The sequence below is a fragment of the Vibrio sp. SCSIO 43136 genome (assembly GCF_023716565.1).
Lineage (GTDB): Bacteria > Pseudomonadota > Gammaproteobacteria > Enterobacterales > Vibrionaceae > Vibrio.
On record NZ_CP071848.1, the window covers coordinates 211,589 to 228,504 of the forward strand.

Here is a 16,916-nt window from a genome sequence, read left to right on the forward strand (position 1 = left end):
CTAAAAAGGCCAGCACGAATGCTGGCCTTTATCATTTATTGTCTAGAATCTATCTAGATTACGCTTTTGCTGCTGCCGCTGCTTTAGCGATTGCTGCGAAACCTTCAGCGTTTAGTGCTGCACCGCCTACTAGAGCGCCGTCGATGTCTGGTTGCTCGAAGTAAGATGCTGCGTTTTCTGGCTTAACAGAACCGCCGTATTGGATAACAACTTTCTTAGCAACTTCTTCACTCTTCTCTGCGATGTGAGCACGGATAGCAGCGTGGATACGTTGTGCATCTTCTGCTGTTGCTGCTTTACCAGTACCGATTGCCCAGATTGGTTCGTAAGCGATGATAGCGCCTTCAAGAGCTTCAACACCTTGAGTGTTGATTACTGCGTCAATTTGACGAGCACATACAGCAACAGTTTCGCCTGCTTCGTTTTGTGCTTCAGACTCACCGATACATAGAACAGGAGTTAGGCCGTTCTCTTTTAGGAATGCAAATTTCTTAGCAACGAACTCGTCAGACTCAGCGTGGTATTCACGACGCTCTGAGTGACCGATGATGATGTGGCTAGCGCCGAAATCTTTTAGCATTTCTGGAGATACGTCACCAGTGAATGCACCGCTGTTGTTTACGTCAGTGTTTTGTGCACCAAGAATGATTTTGCTGCCGCCTTCTTTGATTAGACGCTCAGCTAGGTCGATGTATAGTGCTGGTGGAGCAACTGCAACGTCGACACCCGTTACGCCTTCAAGCTCGGCATTAAGTCCGTTTAACAGCTCAGTTACCATTGCCTTGCTGCCGTTCAGTTTCCAGTTACCCATAACTACAGGTTGACGCATAGGATTTTCTCCAAATTTATTTCGATTAATGTAAAAAACTTCCCTTGATGCGAAAGAATATAACAGATTCATAAGCCAAAAACATGACTCGCATCATCTCTTTTACGCTTCTGGTGTAAAGGTCAGAGTAGCTGCTAACAATTTTTCTCACAAGTGACCGAATTGAGTCAGGAGATCTTGGTGGCATGGCGTGATCAGTCAGGCATTTCCACTGGTGTTACATCGGATTTCATACTTTTTTGGGCTATGTTAGGGCATTGAGGGCAAATTTGTCGTTGAGGGTTAGAGTGGAAAGTTAAAATGAAACTCTAACCGAGCAAACAGGGAGTGTTGTTATGCCTAATTTAGTATTGGAGTACTCTAACTCGGTAGAGCAAAGAGTGAATGTCCAAGGACTGCTCGAAGATTTGCACCAAGTTGCGATGGAAAGTGGATTGTTTGACATTGCCTCAATCAAATCACGCGCTTTACGTTGTCATCACTGGCTAATTGGTGATAAAGAGGACAGCGAAGATTTTATTCATATCAGCTTTGAGCTGTTATCTGGCCGGACTGAGGAGCAAAAGCGCGACTTATCTCGTCAGCTAATGGCAGTTTTACAGCAACAGGCAGACTCTATTCATAGCCTAACCGTCAACGTACGAGACATGGATAGGAGCTGCTTTCAGAAAGTGCTCAATTGAGCCAAGGGTATTAGATGTCGATTAAGTCGTTACTTTTTTCGTTTCAAGGGCGCATAGGGCGCAAGCATTTTTGGATCTGGAACGCCATATATTACGGCAGTGTCATGGGGGCCTCGATAGGTGTTGGGGTGCTGTTTCCTGCCTATGCGAGCATCATACTCGTCGTGCTGCTTTCAGGGTTACTCATCCCTGATTTGGCGATCACCGCTAAGCGTTGGCACGACAGAAATAAATCGAATTGGTATTTGCTGCTCAATATACCTCTTATTCTTGGTCGAGTGTTTGTTCCTGCTAGTGTGGCAGGCACGCAAACCAGTTCGACAACCATGCAAGCGTTAGTGTCGATTGTAGCGCTTGTCTGTGGTGCATGGATCTTCATTGAGTGTGGGTTGCTCAAGGGGGATGATGAGGCCAATCGTTACGGCAAGCCTAGTAAATAAACACAAAAGGGGCGAAAGCCCCTTTTGTGTTGTCCTTTATACTTTTCTTCCCTGATGCGTTGTTCACTAGTGATGCGCTTATTGGCGAGCTCTGGGCTGAAAAGGGATCACTGTCGCTTGATGCTCAGGCTCGATATCACCTTCGAGTGCACTACGAAATTTCCCCATCTGGCTGGATAGCTCATACATCAAGGTGACATTGGTATGGGTCGGGTTCTTGCAGGTCTGAATGACTCGTTCAATATGGGTTTGTTGTGCTCTTAGTCTTGGCTGCATTTCTGTTGAGGCACAAGTAATCATCTCCTCACACATCTGCTGACGAAATTCATCAAATGCGGCAGGGTCGTTCTCGGCAAGCTCTACGAGTTCATCAAAAGGCGGTAGAGTTTGGTCATATTGTGCTCGTTCCATACGTACTCCAAGCAGAATCCGTGTATCCATACTTGAAGCATAAACCATAATTGATTAAAAAACGCACTGATCGCGGGGTGTCTTAATTTTGAGATATGTGCGCTGGTGAATAAAGAAGGGCGTATTTATGAGCTTTATAATGAACTTATTAGAGGTTTTTCAGCAGCTTTGCGTCATTTATTATTGATCTGATAGCTGCAACGTCGTTCACCTTGGATGATGTGTTCTTGGCGAGAAATGTCGATTTCTTCCCCGAGCAAACGCTGAAAAACGTTTAACTCAGATTGGCATAAACTCGGGCACCTCTCCGCAGCTTTACAAATTGGGCAGTGGTTTTCCACCAATAAAAAGCCAGATTCTGTTTCGCTTAACTCGGCCATGTAGCCTTCGCTTTCTCGAAGTGAACGGATAGTTTCGAGTTTCTCTGCTAGCGTTTCACATCCAGATAGGGCTTGCTGATAGTGTAGGAAGGTTTTGTTTTCGCGCTCGAGTGCTACTTGCGACAGTGCATCTGCACCAAATAGCGCTTCAACGGAATCTAAGACCTGAATCGCCAGTTCCCCATGTCGGTCTGAAAAGCGAGTATGTCCTTTGGACGTCAGTTGCCAATGCCGAGTCGGCCGACCGACTTTGACTTTCACGTCTTCAAACTGCAAATACCCTTCATCTTCCAAACTTTGCAGGTGCTGCCTTGCCCCCATGGTGGTCATGGATAGATCTTCAGCGAGTTTTTTAGCGGTCAAAGGACCTTCGCGTTTAATCTTATCGAGAATTCTATCGGTGGTTTTCATCCATCCCCACTGGGCATATCGGCTAGGCTATTCATGGCTATTATGAAGTATCCAGTTAATAAAGCAAATGGCTTATAAATATTCTCGGTAAACGGTAAACGGTAAACGGGTAAGCGGAAAACGATAGTAGGAAAAAGGGCGCTATTGTGGTTGTGTTAGTGGCTTGGCCTTTTATCATGTAGCCGATAGCCGATAGCCGATAGCCGATAGCCGATAGCCGATAGCTTACAAACCAAGTAAACTGACTGCCCTTAGTTTTTTCAACCAGGTGAGTCATGAATTTCCAAGCCGCAATTTTTGATATGGACGGACTACTGCTCGATACTGAGCGTGTTTGCATGCGAGTGTTTAAGCAAGCGTGTGAGGCTTTGGATGAGCCATTTCTTGAAGATGTTTACCTACAAATCATTGGTCGCAACGCACAAGGTATTGAGAAAGTGATTAGGGATGGGTACGGACCAAAGCTAGATTACCCTCGGTTAAACAACGAGTGGCGTGGTCGATATGATGCGATCGTTAAGCATGAACCTATCCCAAAGAAGGCGGGCGTGGTGGAGCTTTTAGAATGGTTAAAGCTCAATAAGATCCCAACGGCGGTAGCGACCTCAACGCGTAAAGAGGTTGCCGTGTTAAAGCTACAACACGCAGGCCTAGACCATTACTTTGACCACGTGACAACTGGTTGTGAAGTTGAGCATGGCAAACCACACCCAGAAATTTATCAGCTGGCCGCCAAACGTTTAGGCGTACCTGCACATTCATGTTTGGCGTTTGAAGACTCAAACAATGGTGTACGCTCAGCCGTAGCCGCACAGATGATCACTTACCAAATCCCCGATTTAGTCTCACCGTGCGAGGAAGTGATAGCTTTAGGGCACAAGGTAACTGAAAGCCTAACCAAGGTTCTTGAGGAATTGAAAGATAGTGGGGTTTAAGGGTTTAAGGCGAAATTGCACTTCCCTTTTACCCTTAGCGATAGCGTCCGTTAGCAAAGCGTCCCCTTTCCCCGTTCGCACAAAAAAGCCGGACTAAATAGCCCGGCTCCATAACCTTCAAAGTGCGCTGCAAGTATTAAAGAATACGATCGCGAACCTCAGGATCTTTACGCTCTAAGTAGTGCGTCGACTTAATGCGACGAATAGTACGGCAGCGACCACGGATAAGCAGTGTTTCTGTGGTTGCGATGTTGCCTTGGCGAGCGATGCCTTCTAGTAGGTCACCTTTCGTGATACCCGTTGCAGAGAACACAACGTTGTCGCTGCGAGCCATGTCAGACATCTTAAGAATAACGTTCGCTTCAACGCCCATCTCTTTACAACGTTCAAGCTCAAGTTCACCGTGTTTGCGGTTCTCTTCAGTATCGCCTTTCACTTCGTGACGCGGTAGAAGGCGACCTTGCATGTCACCGTCTAGAGCACGGATAACCGCCGCAGAAACAACACCTTCTGGTGCACCGCCGATGCAGTACATCATGTCGACTTCGCTGTCTGGCATACAAGTTAGGATAGATGCGGCTACGTCGCCATCTGGCACAGCAAATACACGTACACCCATCGCTTGCATTTCGGCAATCACTGCGTCGTGACGAGGTTTCGCCAGCGTGATCACGGTTAGCGTCTCTAGAGTTTTACCTAGTGCTTTAGCAGTGTTCTCTAGGTTCTCTTTAAGTGGCTTACTTAGGTCGATAACACCTTTAGCGCCAGGGCCTACAACCAGCTTTTCCATGTACATGTCAGGTGCTTTTAGGAAGCTACCTTTCTCGCCCGCTGCTAGCACTGCTAGGGCATTTGATTGGCCCATCGCCGTCATGCGAGTGCCTTCGATTGGGTCAACGGCGATATCTACAGCATCACCACCTAGGCCAACGTTCTCACCGATGTACAGCATTGGTGCGTCATCGATTTCACCTTCACCAATCACGATTTCGCCACTGATATCAGTTTTGTTAAGTAGGGTACGCATCACTTCAACGGCGGCACCGTCGGCTGCGTTTTTATCACCACGTCCTAACCACTTGTATCCTGCTAGTGCTGCACCTTCGGTGACACGAGAAAATGCCATCGCTAAATCGCGTTTCATGCTGACTCCAAAATTATGAAGAAGAGGGAAGAGTTTGTATCCAAGCCATGCCAAAAAGCTCCAACACTGGGTTGAATGCACTTTTTTTCATCGCATTGGTAAATTTCGCGGCGATTCTACCACAAGTTAGAGTAAACGTTTGCTTTTTTGCAGGAGAACTGTCACTAGTGTGGTTTATGCTGGCAAAAGGCGGAGTTAAATACTGGCTAAGCGCTTGGTAGTACAAGGAAGTGTCAAAATTTGCTCGAAATCGCAGTTTTTTTAATCAAATGAACAAATATGGCAGATTTTGGGCGTGAGTCTGACGTGCTAGCCCAGTAGAATGGATTCATTACCGTGAATGGAGTGTTCACGTCAATCGGATAAGAAGACAGGTAGCTAAAATGTCATTAGAAGTGTTAGAAAAACTAGAAGCGAAAGTTCAAACAGCAGTAGACACTATCGCACTACTACAAATGGAAGTTGAAGAGCTTAAAGAGCAAAACGAGCAGCTAGCATCAGAAGCAAGCGAGCTTAAAGGCAACCGCGAAGAGCTTGAGCAGCAAAACCAACGCATGCGTGAAGAGCACAATGCTTGGCAAGAGCGCATCCGTAACCTACTTGGTAAAATGGATGACGTTGAGTAATCTCAATCAAACAGTAAAAAGGGAGCCAAGGCTCCCTTTTTTCATTGTTAGTCTTCTAGATACTCTTCTTCATCTTCTTCCAGCTCTTCACCGTCGGCGTCGAGTGGTTCCTGAGACAAGATGATGCCCGTGTTATCAGCATAGAGGTAATCTTCCGGCAGGAAAGTAACACCGCCAAAGTTTACCGCTACATCGATTTCACCAATGTCTTGTGATGCTGCGCCAACCGGAATGGACGCCAGTGCTTGAATGCCAACGTTCATGTCTTCAAGCTCGTCTACTTCACGCACACAGCCATAAACGACAATGCCTTCCCATTCGTTTTCTTCTGCCAGAGAAGCGAGTTCAGAGTCGATAAGAGCGCGGCGCAGTGAACCACCACCGTCAATCAGCAACACTCGTCCTTGGCCTTCTTGCTCTAAGATGGAACGGATCAATCCGTTGTCTTCAAAGCACTTAACCGTGGTGAGCTGGCCAGCAAAAGAGGCGCTACCGCCAAAGTTACTGAACATAGGCTCAACTACATCGACCGAATCAAGGTAGATATCGCATAACGCTGAGGTGTTGTATTCCATACGCATCGTCTTCTATAGCAAGTGTCTTCTTCGAGTATATAACCCCGATAAGTCATTGCAATGACAAGCCTCAATTAACTGGCCAGAGTTTGGCCTGTGATCACGATTGAGAACAACAAGTTAGTCACTAAGGCACACTTGACGATAACTGGCATCATCGGCGCTAGCTCAACGGGCTGTTTTGCCGCGAGCACCGCCTTGCCGTGCTTGAGTAGCAAGGCGATGGCCGCCAGCATGATCATTGACCACAAGGTGATGTAAGTGTTGAGCCATAGGTAGGCGATGAAGGCTGCGCCACCACCTGCTAGTAGTAACATGTGATAAAGCTTTGCTTTGCCACTGCCTAGGCGTACCGCCATGGTTTTTTTGCCACAAGCGCGATCGTTGTCGATATCTCGCATGTTGTTGATGTTCAATACCGCCACCGCAAGCAGGCCGCAACCTAACGCAGGTAAGAAAACGTCACTCGATAGTGTGCCCGTGTGCAGAAAGTAAGTACCCGCAACCCCAAGTAGGCCAAAGAAGATGAATACGGATAAGTCACCCAGACCTACATAGCCATAAGGTTTACTGCCGACGGTGTAAGCGATGGCGCTAATAATGGCGAGCAGTCCAAGTAGCAAGAAAGCGATGATGCTGCTCGGTGATTGCAGCGCATAAAGCACCAGGGCTAACCCCGAAGCTATGGTAAGCGCAATATTGATGGCGATGGCACGGCGCATCATTTGCGGGGTAACCGCACCAGATTGCATCGCACGAGTTGGTCCAAGTCGTGCTTCGTTGTCTGTGCCTTTTACGGCATCGCCATAGTCATTGGCTAGGTTAGAGAGGATTTGAAGCAAGATTGCCGTCAGCAGCGCCAGAAACATGATTGGCAGTGACAACTGACCATTTAATAGCGCCATGCTACTGCCGGTGGTAATTGAGGCAATAGCTAGTGGGAGAGTTTTTGGTCGTGCTGCGTCAAGCCAGATGGCTAGAGTGTTGGTCATAATGTCAAACAGATCACCTAAAGATGGCGACAGTATAACCACAATAAGACTAAGTTCGACCGATGCAATTCAAATTCAGAGCAAAAAAATGCCTGTTTCAACCATGGTTGAAACAGGCATTGGGATTTTGCTCGCAGTAGGGTTAAAGAATGAAGCGGCTTAGGTCTTCGTCTTCAACAAACTCGCCCAGACGTTTGCTGACGTATTCAGCATCTACGATCACTTTTTCATCTTGTGGGTGTTCGGTTGCTGCAAATGAAATTTCTTCCATCAGACGTTCCATCACAGTGTGTAGACGACGTGCACCGATGTTTTCTGTGGTTTCGTTCACTTGCCACGCAGCATCAGCGATTTTCTGGATACCGTCTTGGGTAAATTCAACCCCAACTTCCTCTGTTGCCATCAGCGCTTGGTACTGCTCGGTGAGCGATGCTTTAGGTTCAGTTAGGATGCGTTTGAAGTCATCACTGGTCAGAGCCTCTAGCTCAACACGAATTGGCAGTCGACCTTGCAGCTCGGGAATGAGGTCTGAAGGTTTTGCCACTTGGAATGCACCTGATGCAATAAACAAAATATGGTCGGTTTTGACCATGCCGTGTTTGGTCGATACCGTGCTACCTTCGATTAGAGGCAGTAGGTCACGTTGAACGCCTTCACGAGATACATCAGGGCCGGAGCTTTCGCCACGTTTACAGATTTTGTCGATCTCATCTAGGAATACGATGCCGTTGTTCTCGACGTTGTAGATCGCTTGCTCTTTTAGCTCTTCTTGATTAACCAGCTTTGCAGCTTCTTCTTCCGTCAGCGCTTTAAAGGCATCTTTGATCTTCATCTTGCGGCTCTTTTTCGTATCGCCAGCAAGGTTTTGGAACATGCCCTGAAGTTGGTTGGTCATCTCTTCCATGCCCGGAGGAGCCATGATTTCAACGCCCATCTGAGGAGCGGCAACGTCGATGTCAATCTCTTTGTCATCAAGTTTGCCTTCACGCAGCTTCTTGCGGAAGATTTGACGTGTGTTCGAGGTATCTTCTTGGCCATCGGTTGAGCCCCAACCTTCGCGAGGTGGTGGCAGTAAGGCATCAAGAATGCGCTCTTCTGCTTGCTCTTCGGCGCGGAATTTCACTTTTTCCATCGCTTGTTGATGGGTCATCTTGATCGCCACATCGGTAAGATCTCGGATAATGGTTTCCACTTCCTTACCTACGTAGCCCACTTCAGTAAACTTAGTCGCTTCCACTTTCATGAAAGGAGCGTTGGCCAGTTTAGCTAGACGACGAGCGATCTCAGTTTTACCCACACCCGTTGGGCCAATCATTAGAATGTTTTTAGGGGTTACTTCAGCGCGCAGACTCTCTTCAAGCTGCATACGACGCCAGCGGTTACGTAGTGCAATGGCTACCGCTCGCTTTGCTTTGTCTTGGCCGATAATGTGGCGATTTAGTTCGTGAACAATTTCGCGAGGCGTCATTTCAGACATAGTCGATTCCTTATTACTCGGCAGACGCAGCGTCTAGCTCTTCGATAGTGTGGTGGTGGTTGGTGAAAACACAGATATCACCAGCAATTTTTAGAGATTTCTCAGCGATTTCACGAGCGTCTAGCTCGGTGTTTTCTAGCAGCGCAGTTGCAGCCGCTTGAGCGAAGTTACCACCAGAACCGATGGCAATCAGGTCATTTTCTGGCTGAACAACATCGCCATTACCAGTGATGATAAGAGAAGCGGTTTCATCAGCGACGGCTAATAGTGCTTCTAGTTTGCGTAGCGCACGGTCGCTACGCCAGTCTTTTGCCAGCTCAACCGCCGCTTTAGTTAGGTGGCCTTGGTGCATTTGCAGTTTACTTTCGAAACGCTCAAATAGGGTGAATGCGTCTGCGGTGCCCCCTGCAAATCCAGCTAATACTTTGTTGTTGTACAGGCGACGCACTTTCTTTGCATTGCCTTTCATTACTGTGTTGCCTAGCGATACTTGGCCATCGCCAGCGATAACCACTTTGTTGTTGCGGCGTACTGATACAATCGTAGTCACGTTATTTACCTTATGATTCGCCTGTCTATTACATGATATATGCGGCTAGGAATATCAATTTCAAGGGTGAGTGATAATGGGGCGGGTTAAAAATTTGTCATGACAATTCAAACGTATGTTTGATACACTTGTTTTAACAAAAGATTAACAAAGTGAGCCATTTGTGAAGCTGCATACCATTCCCGGTCATATTCAATCGATATATTTGGCGGAGTACCCAGATAAGCTGTTGCTGCTTGACGGGGGCTGTCGGGCGGACATCGAGCCGTTAGTGGCGTACATAGAGAATGAGCTGGGCCGCAGTATACATGATCTTAAAGCGGTGGTGGTGACTCACATGCACCCAGATCATGCTGGAGCGGCGAACATGCTCAGGCAACGTTATGGCACAAAAATTATCGCAGGTGACCAACCCGGACAGTGGTATCAGGGGGTAGCGGGCATTTTAATGCACTGGATGGACTTATTGCTTGCGACCTACGTGGCCAGTCGCAAAGGGTCTCGATTTAAAAACTTGTGGTACTCACGCCATCTTTTTCCTGATATTAAACTTGGTGACGGGGAGGTTATCCCTGAGTTCGAAGATTGGCAGGTTTGGCATACGGTCGGACATACCGATAGAGATCTGACCTTATGTCATCAGCCGACGAGGTTACTCTATGTCGCCGATCTTATTGTGGCGCTAAAGCACAAATACGTTGCTCCGTTCCCGGTGTTTTTGCCTCATCAGTATCGGTATTCGCTCAAGCGAGTGTATGAGTATCAGCCACAAACACTGCTGTTGGCTCATCAGGGGGAGATGGCGTTTGATCAAGAGGCTTATGAAGGACTTTTGAAAAGTTCACCGCGCTTTCGAGTGACGCACTGGTGGGTCATTCGAACCAAAGGTTGGGCATTAGTTCGTGGCTTCTTAAACCGAAATAAAAACAAGCGCCAGTCGTAGACATGGCGCTTGTTTACATTGTGCTATTGCGCTTCTTTCCAAATAGCACAAGGTTCAATTCGTGCTTTTTGCAATTTATGCTTGTCTCGCTCGGCGTCGCGTTTGCGGGTGTACGGGCCTAGGACGACACGATACCAGCTACTGCCTTCTTTCTTGCGGATCTGGCTGCTGATGCCTTGAAAAGCGATGTTGACCTTGCGCTCTTCTGCTTGAGATTCCAGTTTAAAAGCACCGCATTGCATGATGTATGGAATGTCAGACACCACGGCTTCTTTGGCTTCGACCTTCACTTCTTTATTTGGCAAAGACTCCATGTACTCCCACTCCTCCTCTGGAGGTGGTGGTAGTGGTTTGCTTGGCTTCTTGACCACTTTTTTCTCAGCAGGTTTGCTTACAGGAGTGGGCGGCTCTGGGTCTTGGCTTAAAGTAAAAAGGCCGTAGCCGAACACGCCAACCAACAGAATAGCAACGAGGCCAGCTTTCCACGGCTTGGATTTAGGAGCCGATCTACGAGCCGGTTTTTTTTGTCCTCGGCCGCGTCTAACGTAATCTTTATTCGCCACTTTGATTTGCTTAGGTAAAAGGAAAAACGCCTAACATGGTAATCCACAATTAGGCGTTATTGCTAGAGGTTAGATAGCAAATTGGTGATGCTGGTGCCGTTATGCCCTTGGGGGACAGGCACTTTTTCTGACCACCAATTTAGTATCGAGCAATCTAGAACCCGCACGTACATCGCGTCCTTTTAGAATTTCGAGCAGCATCAACATCGCTTGGCGACCAATCTCATAGCGAGGCTGCGAAATGGTTGTCAACGGTGGATCGCAATACTGAGCGAACTGAATGTCATCAAAGCCGACAAAAGAGATCTCTTCAGGTACTTTTTTACCCATTTGCTTGGCTTTTTGAATGGCACCGATAGCCATGACGTCATTGTGGCAAAAGACCGCTGTTGGTGGCTCAGGCAGGGAAAGTAGCTGCGCCGCAGCGGCTTCTCCAGACTCAAAGCTAAAGTCCCCTTCAACCTGATAATCAGGGTTCATGGTAATGCCAGCGCGCCTAAGGGCTTGTTGGTAGCCTTGGTTACGAAAGTGGCAAAGCTGAGTATTTTCTGGCCCTTTGAGTTGGGCGACGTGTCGATGCCCCATTTGGGTCAGATAGTTAACCGCTTCAAATGAAGAGGTCAGGTTATCGATATGAACTGTTGGCAGCTCAAGCTCTGGCGCAAACTCACACCCCATCACCAGTGGTGGTAGGTTCTTTTGTTCAGGCTTACTGACGTCAAATGGTAGTTGGGTCCCTAGCAGTAGCATGCCATCGGCCTGTTTGGTAAACACCAGATTGACTAAGGAGCTTTCACGCTTTTCTTGTTGTCCGCTGTTACCGAGCAGAACGAGATAGCCGTGTTCGACAGCGGCATCTTCAATCCCTCGGATGATTTCGCTGAAGTAAGAGTCACAAATATCTGGAACGATAGTAACAATCGTTTTAGATTCGTTGCGACGCAAATTACGTGCTAATGAGTTAGGTGCGTAGCCCGCTTCAAGTACCGCATCTTCAACGCGTTTGCGAGTTGAAGATGAGACTTTCTCAGGGTTCATTAACGCCCGAGATACGGTAGCCGTGGATACGCCAGCAAGCTGGGCAACATCCTTCATTGTCGCCATAGATTTTCCTCATGGTTCTGCATGGCTTAGTCATAATACGGCGAACTGACTAAGCAGAAATTTGATACAAGATCCCTGCCTGTAAACTTTGGCAAAGTTATAATAGTTATTGTGACTTTTGTTAGTAACTTTAAATTAAAAGCTTGTATATCTTGGCTATTTTATGTTCAAAAAGCGATGGGATTTACGGCGAGATTAACAAAAATTACATCTGAAACGTGACCATTCTCACATCAAACGCAATCGTTTGGCAAATCTAAGCGGTTTAGCTCATGTCCTGAGGTTCGATATCCAGAGTCCAGCGTACTTTTTTGGCATCGGGCAGCAGGTCGATGACAGTTTTGGCGCTATAGAGGATTTTTTGCATTTGTGGGCGACTCGGCACTTGCAGCAAGAGTTGCCAACGAAACTTTCCTGCTCGTCGAGCAAGAGGTGCCGGCATTGGGCCCAGCACTAGGCAATAGTGGTCAAATAGTGGATGGGCTTCGAGTGTTTGCCTGAGTTGCTGCATAAAGCGCTCTACAATGGCGTTGTTGTTCGCCTCTGCACGAAATAGGGTGACGAAACTGAACGGCGGTAGCTGGGCGGCGCGGCGCTCCATTAATGCGGCGTCAGCAAAATGGTCGTAGTCTTTGTGCAATAGTGCTTGCAGCAAACTGTGCTCAGGGTGGTGTGATTGCAAGATCACTTCTCCCGGTTTACTCGCTCGACCCGCTCGACCCGCAACTTGGGTGAACAGTTGGGCAAGCCGCTCTGATGCTCGAAAATCGCTGCTATATAGTGATCCATCAACGTCCAGCAGGCCAACGAGAGTGACGTCTGGAAAGTGGTGACCTTTGGCGAGCATTTGGGTACCGATTAAAATTTGGTATTCATTGTTACGAATTGCACTGAGCGCACTCTCCAAGCTGCCTTTGCGGCGGGTGCTATCACGATCGATGCGGATGGTCTTAAACTCAGGAAACAGCTGGGCTAGGTAGCCCTCTAATTGCTCGGTACCCACACCGACCGATACCAATTGATGCGAGCCACACTGCTTGCAGCTATGAACGACAGGGCGTTGTGAGCCACAGTGGTGGCAGCGCATGTCTCGGGTGTTGTTATGATAGGTGTAATACGCATCGCAGCGTTGGCACTCTGCCGTCCAGCCACAGTCATGGCACATCAGTGCAGGAGAGTAGCCTCGGCGGTTGAGAAACAGCATCACTTGGTTGCCCGCATTCAAGTGGCGGCGCATTTCGGCGATTAACGCAGCTGACAATCCACTTTCTAAGTATTGGCCCTTGATGTCGACCACTTTATTGGTTGTCGGGCGTGCATTGCCCGCTCTCGCCGTTAAGCGCAAGTGGTGATATTTACCACTACGGGCATTGTACAAGGTTTCTAGTGCTGGGGTAGCAGAACCTAAGACGACGGGGATACCTTCTTTATGGGCTCGCATGATGGCCACATCTCGAGCGTGATAGCGAAGACTGTCTTGTTGTTTATAAGAGCTATCGTGCTCTTCATCGACGATGATAATGCCTAGCTTGGTAAACGGGGTCAGCAGTGCTGAGCGGGTACCAATGACTATGCCTGCGTGTTTGTCTTTCGCAGCAAGCCAAGCATTGAGTCGTTCGGTGTCATTGAGCCCTGAATGAACCACTTCAATGGGCACGTCAAAGCGTTGGCGAAAGCGGTTGATGGTCTGTGGAGTTAGGCCAATTTCAGGCACCAAAACTAAAGCCTGCTCTCCACGCTCGAGCACAGGCTTTATCATGTTGAGGTAGACTTCGGTTTTTCCCGACCCAGTGACGCCTTGCAGCAAAAAGCAGCCGTAGCCAGGCTGGCTGTTGACGGCAGCAATGGCGACACATTGTTCTTGATTGAGCTTGGGTTTGTCGACGTTCGCTTCAATATTTGTAGGCCAAGGTTTGGCGATGGGCATTTGCACTAACTCTTGTGCCCAACCATTTTCTTTGATGCGTTTTAGCACACTGCTTGTGACGTCATTTTCGTTCAATAACTCACGGCTAACTGGGCCACTTTGCAGTAAGTGCATGGCGCGAGCCTGCTTTACTGCATTACTGGCAAAGCCTTGCATGAGTTTATTCTTGCCAGCCTCGGTCATTTGCCATTGAACTTGCGGCGCAAGTTCAGCGGGTTTGCCTTTGCGCAATAAGGTTGGCATCGCATTGGCAAGCGTATCGCCCAGCGGGTATTGATAGAATTGGCTGCACCAGTTGAGTAAATCGTAGAGGTCCGATGGCCATAACGGTTTGTCATCAATGACGGTTTTGAGTGGTTTGAGTTTCTCAATCGCAAATTCAGACTTATGGCTAAACCCAGTCACTATACCCACTAGAGTCTTTGGCCCGAATGGCACACTCACACGGCCACCAACCACAGGGTGTTGCCCTTGACTCACCAGGTAATCAAAGCGTTTATCCAAAGGAACGGGTAGGGCAACTTGAGCGATGGTCAAAGACATAACAGCCGTTAGATAGAATCGAAAGTGGCGCTATTGTAGCAATGAAAATGAAGGAATCGAAACCGGCACCAATTGTCTAAGACAATTGCTTAAAAAAAAGCCGAAAATTTAGCGAAACTGGTTGATCCTACGCCAACGATTCTTTAATATACGCGGCCTTAATCGACGTAACATCTACGTCTTTTGTAAACTACGTGTGGTGTCCGGCTTAGAATCGGATAGCGACACGGCCTAATTGAGGTTATCCCTATGAAAACTGGTATCCACCCAGAATACAAAGCTGTAAAAGCAACTTGTTCTTGCGGCAACACTTTTGAGTTCAACTCAACTCTTGCTAAAGAAAGCATCCACCTAGATGTATGTGACAAGTGTCACCCATTCTACACTGGTAAGCAACGTATCGTTGATACAGGCGGCCGTGTTGATCGCTTCAACAAGCGTTTCGGTGCTCTATCAAGCAAGAAGTAATTCTGACCGAATTCGAGAAAAAGGACGCTACGGCGTCCTTTTTTTATACCTAAAATTCCTGCACATAGTTTGAATCTAGCCCAAACTTTACCAATCAGAATGTTTTATCAATCACAACTCAATGTTATGGTTATTGACTTCTTAATAGGCATTCAAAGCGAACTTAAATAAAATAGCGAGCCTGTTAACTTTTTTGTAACTTCAGCTTTAGGAATCTCCCCACCATGTCAGACGACAATCAGCAAAATGACTTTCGCCAACAAGCGCTTGATTACCATGCATTCCCTACCGCAGGTAAGATCGGTGTGGCACTCACCAAACCTGCCGACACGGTAGAAGATCTTGCGCTCGCATACAGCCCAGGTGTGGCTGAGCCCGTACGTGAAATCGCTCAAAATGCTGATAACGTCTACAAATACACCGCTAAAGGCAACATGGTGGCAGTGATCTCTAACGGTACTGCGATTCTTGGTTTGGGTAACCTTGGTCCGTTGGCGTCAAAGCCAGTAATGGAAGGTAAGTCGCTGCTGTTTAAGCGCTTTGCTGGCCTAGACTCCATTGATATTGAAGTGAAGCATCGCACCATTGATGAGTTTGTTGATACGGTGGCTAACATTGCAGATACCTTTGGTGGAATTAACCTAGAAGATATTAAAGCACCGGACTGTTTTGAAATTGAGCAGCGTCTTATCGAGCGCTGTGACGTGCCTGTGTTCCATGATGATCAGCATGGTACGGCGATCGTAACGGCTGCGGGCATGCTTAATGCGATTGAGCTGCAAGGCAAGAAGCTAGAAGAAGCAACCATTGTTTGTTTGGGTGCGGGCGCAGCGGCGGTAGCATGTATGGAGCTGTTGATTAAATGTGGCGCTCAGCGTGAGAAAATCTACATGCTGGATCGCAAAGGCGTGATCCACACTCGTCGTGATGACTTGAACGAATATAAGAAGCTGTTTGCCAACAACACCGACAAGCGCACACTAGAAGATGTGATTGAAGGGGCTGATCTGTTCTTAGGGGTATCAGGTCCAAATCTGCTTGCGCCAGAAGCACTGACCTTGATGGCAGATAAGCCAGTGGTATTTGCGTGTTCAAACCCAGATCCAGAAATCAAACCTGAGTTAGCGCATGAAGTGCGTAGCGATTTGATCATGGGTACAGGCCGTTCGGATTACCCGAATCAGGTGAATAACGTTATCTGTTTCCCATTTATCTTCCGTGGCGCACTGGATGTTCGCGCTAGCGAAATCAACGATGAGATGAAGCTTGCCGCCGTTGAAGCGATTCGCCAGCTGGCTAAAGAGCCAGTGCCTGCGGAAGTACTAACGGCTGCGGGCGTGGATAGCCTTGAGTTTGGTTCGGGTTACATCATTCCAAAACCGATGGACCCACGTCTGCTCCCTCGAGTGGCTAAAGCGGTTGCTCAAGCGGCCATTGACTCAGGTGTGGCGCGCATCGACATGCCAGAAAATTACATGGCGTAAAATCCGCTGGAATAAAAAACGGGGTGCTCATTGAGCACCCCGTTTTTTATTGGTTCTACTGACGTCTTACTCTTCGTCAAACGCTTCAAATTCGATACCCATTTCTGTCATCAGCGCTTTGGCTTCAGCAGGGATCTCATCTGGGCGGTCTTTACGCAAGTCTTCATCGGTTGGCAGTGGCTGGCCTGTGTAGGCATGTAAGAAAGCTTCACATAGAAGTTCACTGTTAGTTGCGTGACGCAGATTGTTTATCTGACGACGAGTGCGCTCATCGGTTAATACCTTCAACACTTTAAGTGGAATAGATACAGTGATTTTCTTTACTTGTTCGCTCTTTTTACCATGCTCGGCGTAAGGGCTAATATATTCGCCGTTCCAGTCTGCCATTGCGCACCTTTAATTATGCTTTTGTCATCAGTGGGATATTGAGT

19 protein-coding genes are annotated in these 16,916 nt (G+C 47.7%); 7 read left to right on the plus strand and 12 right to left on the minus strand.

Annotated elements, in window-relative coordinates; genetic code table 11:
- Window positions 1-58: 58 nt before the first annotated feature.
- Window positions 59-829, minus strand: a complete 771-nt coding sequence (gene tpiA, locus J4N39_RS01025; RefSeq protein WP_252021162.1) for a triose-phosphate isomerase — start codon at window positions 827-829, stop codon at window positions 59-61.
- Window positions 830-1,164: 335 nt separating this feature from the next.
- Between tpiA and J4N39_RS01030 the strand changes: the two genes are divergently transcribed.
- The gene (locus J4N39_RS01030) at window positions 1,165-1,512 is read left to right on the plus strand and encodes a 5-carboxymethyl-2-hydroxymuconate Delta-isomerase (RefSeq protein ID WP_252021164.1); all 348 of its coding nucleotides are present in this window, start codon (window positions 1,165-1,167) and stop codon (window positions 1,510-1,512) included.
- 14 nt (window positions 1,513-1,526) lie between these two features.
- Window positions 1,527-1,952: a DUF805 domain-containing protein gene (locus tag J4N39_RS01035; RefSeq protein ID WP_252021166.1), complete on the plus strand. Its 426-nt coding sequence runs from the start codon at window positions 1,527-1,529 to the stop codon at window positions 1,950-1,952.
- A gap of 78 nt (window positions 1,953-2,030) precedes the next feature.
- Here the strand turns inward: J4N39_RS01035 and J4N39_RS01040 are convergent, their stop codons facing one another.
- Both J4N39_RS01040 and J4N39_RS01045 read right to left on the minus strand, forming a co-directional pair.
- Window positions 2,031-2,363 (minus strand): DUF3135 domain-containing protein, encoded by a 333-nt coding sequence (locus J4N39_RS01040; protein ID WP_252021168.1) that lies wholly within the window; start codon window positions 2,361-2,363, stop codon window positions 2,031-2,033.
- Window positions 2,364-2,536: 173 nt separating this feature from the next.
- Window positions 2,537-3,154, minus strand: coding sequence for a helix-turn-helix transcriptional regulator (locus J4N39_RS01045; RefSeq protein ID WP_252021170.1), 618 nt, complete (start codon window positions 3,152-3,154; stop codon window positions 2,537-2,539).
- 275 nt (window positions 3,155-3,429) lie between these two features.
- Here J4N39_RS01045 and J4N39_RS01050 point away from each other — a divergent pair, with 275 nt between their 5' ends.
- On the plus strand, window positions 3,430-4,089 hold the full coding sequence (locus tag J4N39_RS01050; protein WP_252021172.1) for an HAD family hydrolase: 660 nt from the start codon (window positions 3,430-3,432) through the stop codon (window positions 4,087-4,089).
- A 136-nt stretch (window positions 4,090-4,225) separates the two neighbouring features.
- On the opposite strand, the gene glpX is transcribed toward J4N39_RS01050, so the two are convergent.
- Window positions 4,226-5,233 carry a class II fructose-bisphosphatase gene (glpX, locus tag J4N39_RS01055; protein WP_252021174.1) on the minus strand — a complete coding sequence of 336 codons (1,008 nt, stop codon included), beginning with the start codon at window positions 5,231-5,233 and terminating at the stop codon, window positions 4,226-4,228.
- 383 nt (window positions 5,234-5,616) lie between these two features.
- On the opposite strand from glpX, the gene zapB reads away from it, so the two are divergent.
- Window positions 5,617-5,859, plus strand: coding sequence for a cell division protein ZapB (gene zapB, locus J4N39_RS01060; protein ID WP_252021175.1), 243 nt, complete (start codon window positions 5,617-5,619; stop codon window positions 5,857-5,859).
- A gap of 47 nt (window positions 5,860-5,906) precedes the next feature.
- On the opposite strand, the gene rraA is transcribed toward zapB, so the two are convergent.
- The 4 genes from rraA to hslV all read right to left on the minus strand — a co-directional run bounded on the left by rraA (window position 5,907) and on the right by hslV (window position 9,453).
- Window positions 5,907-6,434, minus strand: coding sequence for a ribonuclease E activity regulator RraA (gene rraA / locus J4N39_RS01065; RefSeq protein ID WP_252021176.1), 528 nt, complete (start codon window positions 6,432-6,434; stop codon window positions 5,907-5,909).
- Between the two features lie 74 nt (window positions 6,435-6,508).
- On the minus strand, window positions 6,509-7,426 hold the full coding sequence (locus tag J4N39_RS01070) for a 1,4-dihydroxy-2-naphthoate polyprenyltransferase (RefSeq protein ID WP_252021177.1): 918 nt from the start codon (window positions 7,424-7,426) through the stop codon (window positions 6,509-6,511).
- A 142-nt stretch (window positions 7,427-7,568) separates the two neighbouring features.
- Window positions 7,569-8,903: an ATP-dependent protease ATPase subunit HslU gene (gene hslU / locus J4N39_RS01075; RefSeq protein WP_252021178.1), complete on the minus strand. Its 1,335-nt coding sequence runs from the start codon at window positions 8,901-8,903 to the stop codon at window positions 7,569-7,571.
- Between the two features lie 13 nt (window positions 8,904-8,916).
- Window positions 8,917-9,453: an ATP-dependent protease subunit HslV gene (gene hslV, locus J4N39_RS01080; protein ID WP_252021179.1), complete on the minus strand. Its 537-nt coding sequence runs from the start codon at window positions 9,451-9,453 to the stop codon at window positions 8,917-8,919.
- Between the two features lie 163 nt (window positions 9,454-9,616).
- Between hslV and J4N39_RS01085 the strand changes: the two genes are divergently transcribed.
- Window positions 9,617-10,396: an MBL fold metallo-hydrolase gene (locus J4N39_RS01085; RefSeq protein ID WP_252021180.1), complete on the plus strand. Its 780-nt coding sequence runs from the start codon at window positions 9,617-9,619 to the stop codon at window positions 10,394-10,396.
- A 23-nt stretch (window positions 10,397-10,419) separates the two neighbouring features.
- On the opposite strand, the gene J4N39_RS01090 is transcribed toward J4N39_RS01085, so the two are convergent.
- The 3 genes from J4N39_RS01090 to priA form a co-directional block, all read right to left on the minus strand.
- Window positions 10,420-10,959 (minus strand): SPOR domain-containing protein, encoded by a 540-nt coding sequence (locus tag J4N39_RS01090; RefSeq protein WP_252021181.1) that lies wholly within the window; start codon window positions 10,957-10,959, stop codon window positions 10,420-10,422.
- Window positions 10,960-11,058: 99 nt separating this feature from the next.
- Window positions 11,059-12,063, minus strand: coding sequence for a DNA-binding transcriptional regulator CytR (cytR, locus tag J4N39_RS01095; protein ID WP_252021182.1), 1,005 nt, complete (start codon window positions 12,061-12,063; stop codon window positions 11,059-11,061).
- Window positions 12,064-12,328: 265 nt separating this feature from the next.
- Complete coding sequence (priA, locus tag J4N39_RS01100) at window positions 12,329-14,533, minus strand: primosomal protein N' (RefSeq protein WP_252021184.1); 2,205 nt, start codon at window positions 14,531-14,533, stop codon at window positions 12,329-12,331.
- Between the two features lie 249 nt (window positions 14,534-14,782).
- Here priA and rpmE point away from each other — a divergent pair, with 249 nt between their 5' ends.
- Complete coding sequence (gene rpmE, locus J4N39_RS01105) at window positions 14,783-15,001, plus strand: 50S ribosomal protein L31 (protein ID WP_252021187.1); 219 nt, start codon at window positions 14,783-14,785, stop codon at window positions 14,999-15,001.
- A 224-nt stretch (window positions 15,002-15,225) separates the two neighbouring features.
- Complete coding sequence (locus J4N39_RS01110) at window positions 15,226-16,485, plus strand: malic enzyme-like NAD(P)-binding protein (RefSeq protein WP_252021199.1); 1,260 nt, start codon at window positions 15,226-15,228, stop codon at window positions 16,483-16,485.
- A 66-nt stretch (window positions 16,486-16,551) separates the two neighbouring features.
- On the opposite strand, the gene metJ is transcribed toward J4N39_RS01110, so the two are convergent.
- Window positions 16,552-16,872 (minus strand): met regulon transcriptional regulator MetJ, encoded by a 321-nt coding sequence (gene metJ / locus J4N39_RS01115; protein WP_252021202.1) that lies wholly within the window; start codon window positions 16,870-16,872, stop codon window positions 16,552-16,554.
- Window positions 16,873-16,916 lie beyond the last annotated feature (44 nt).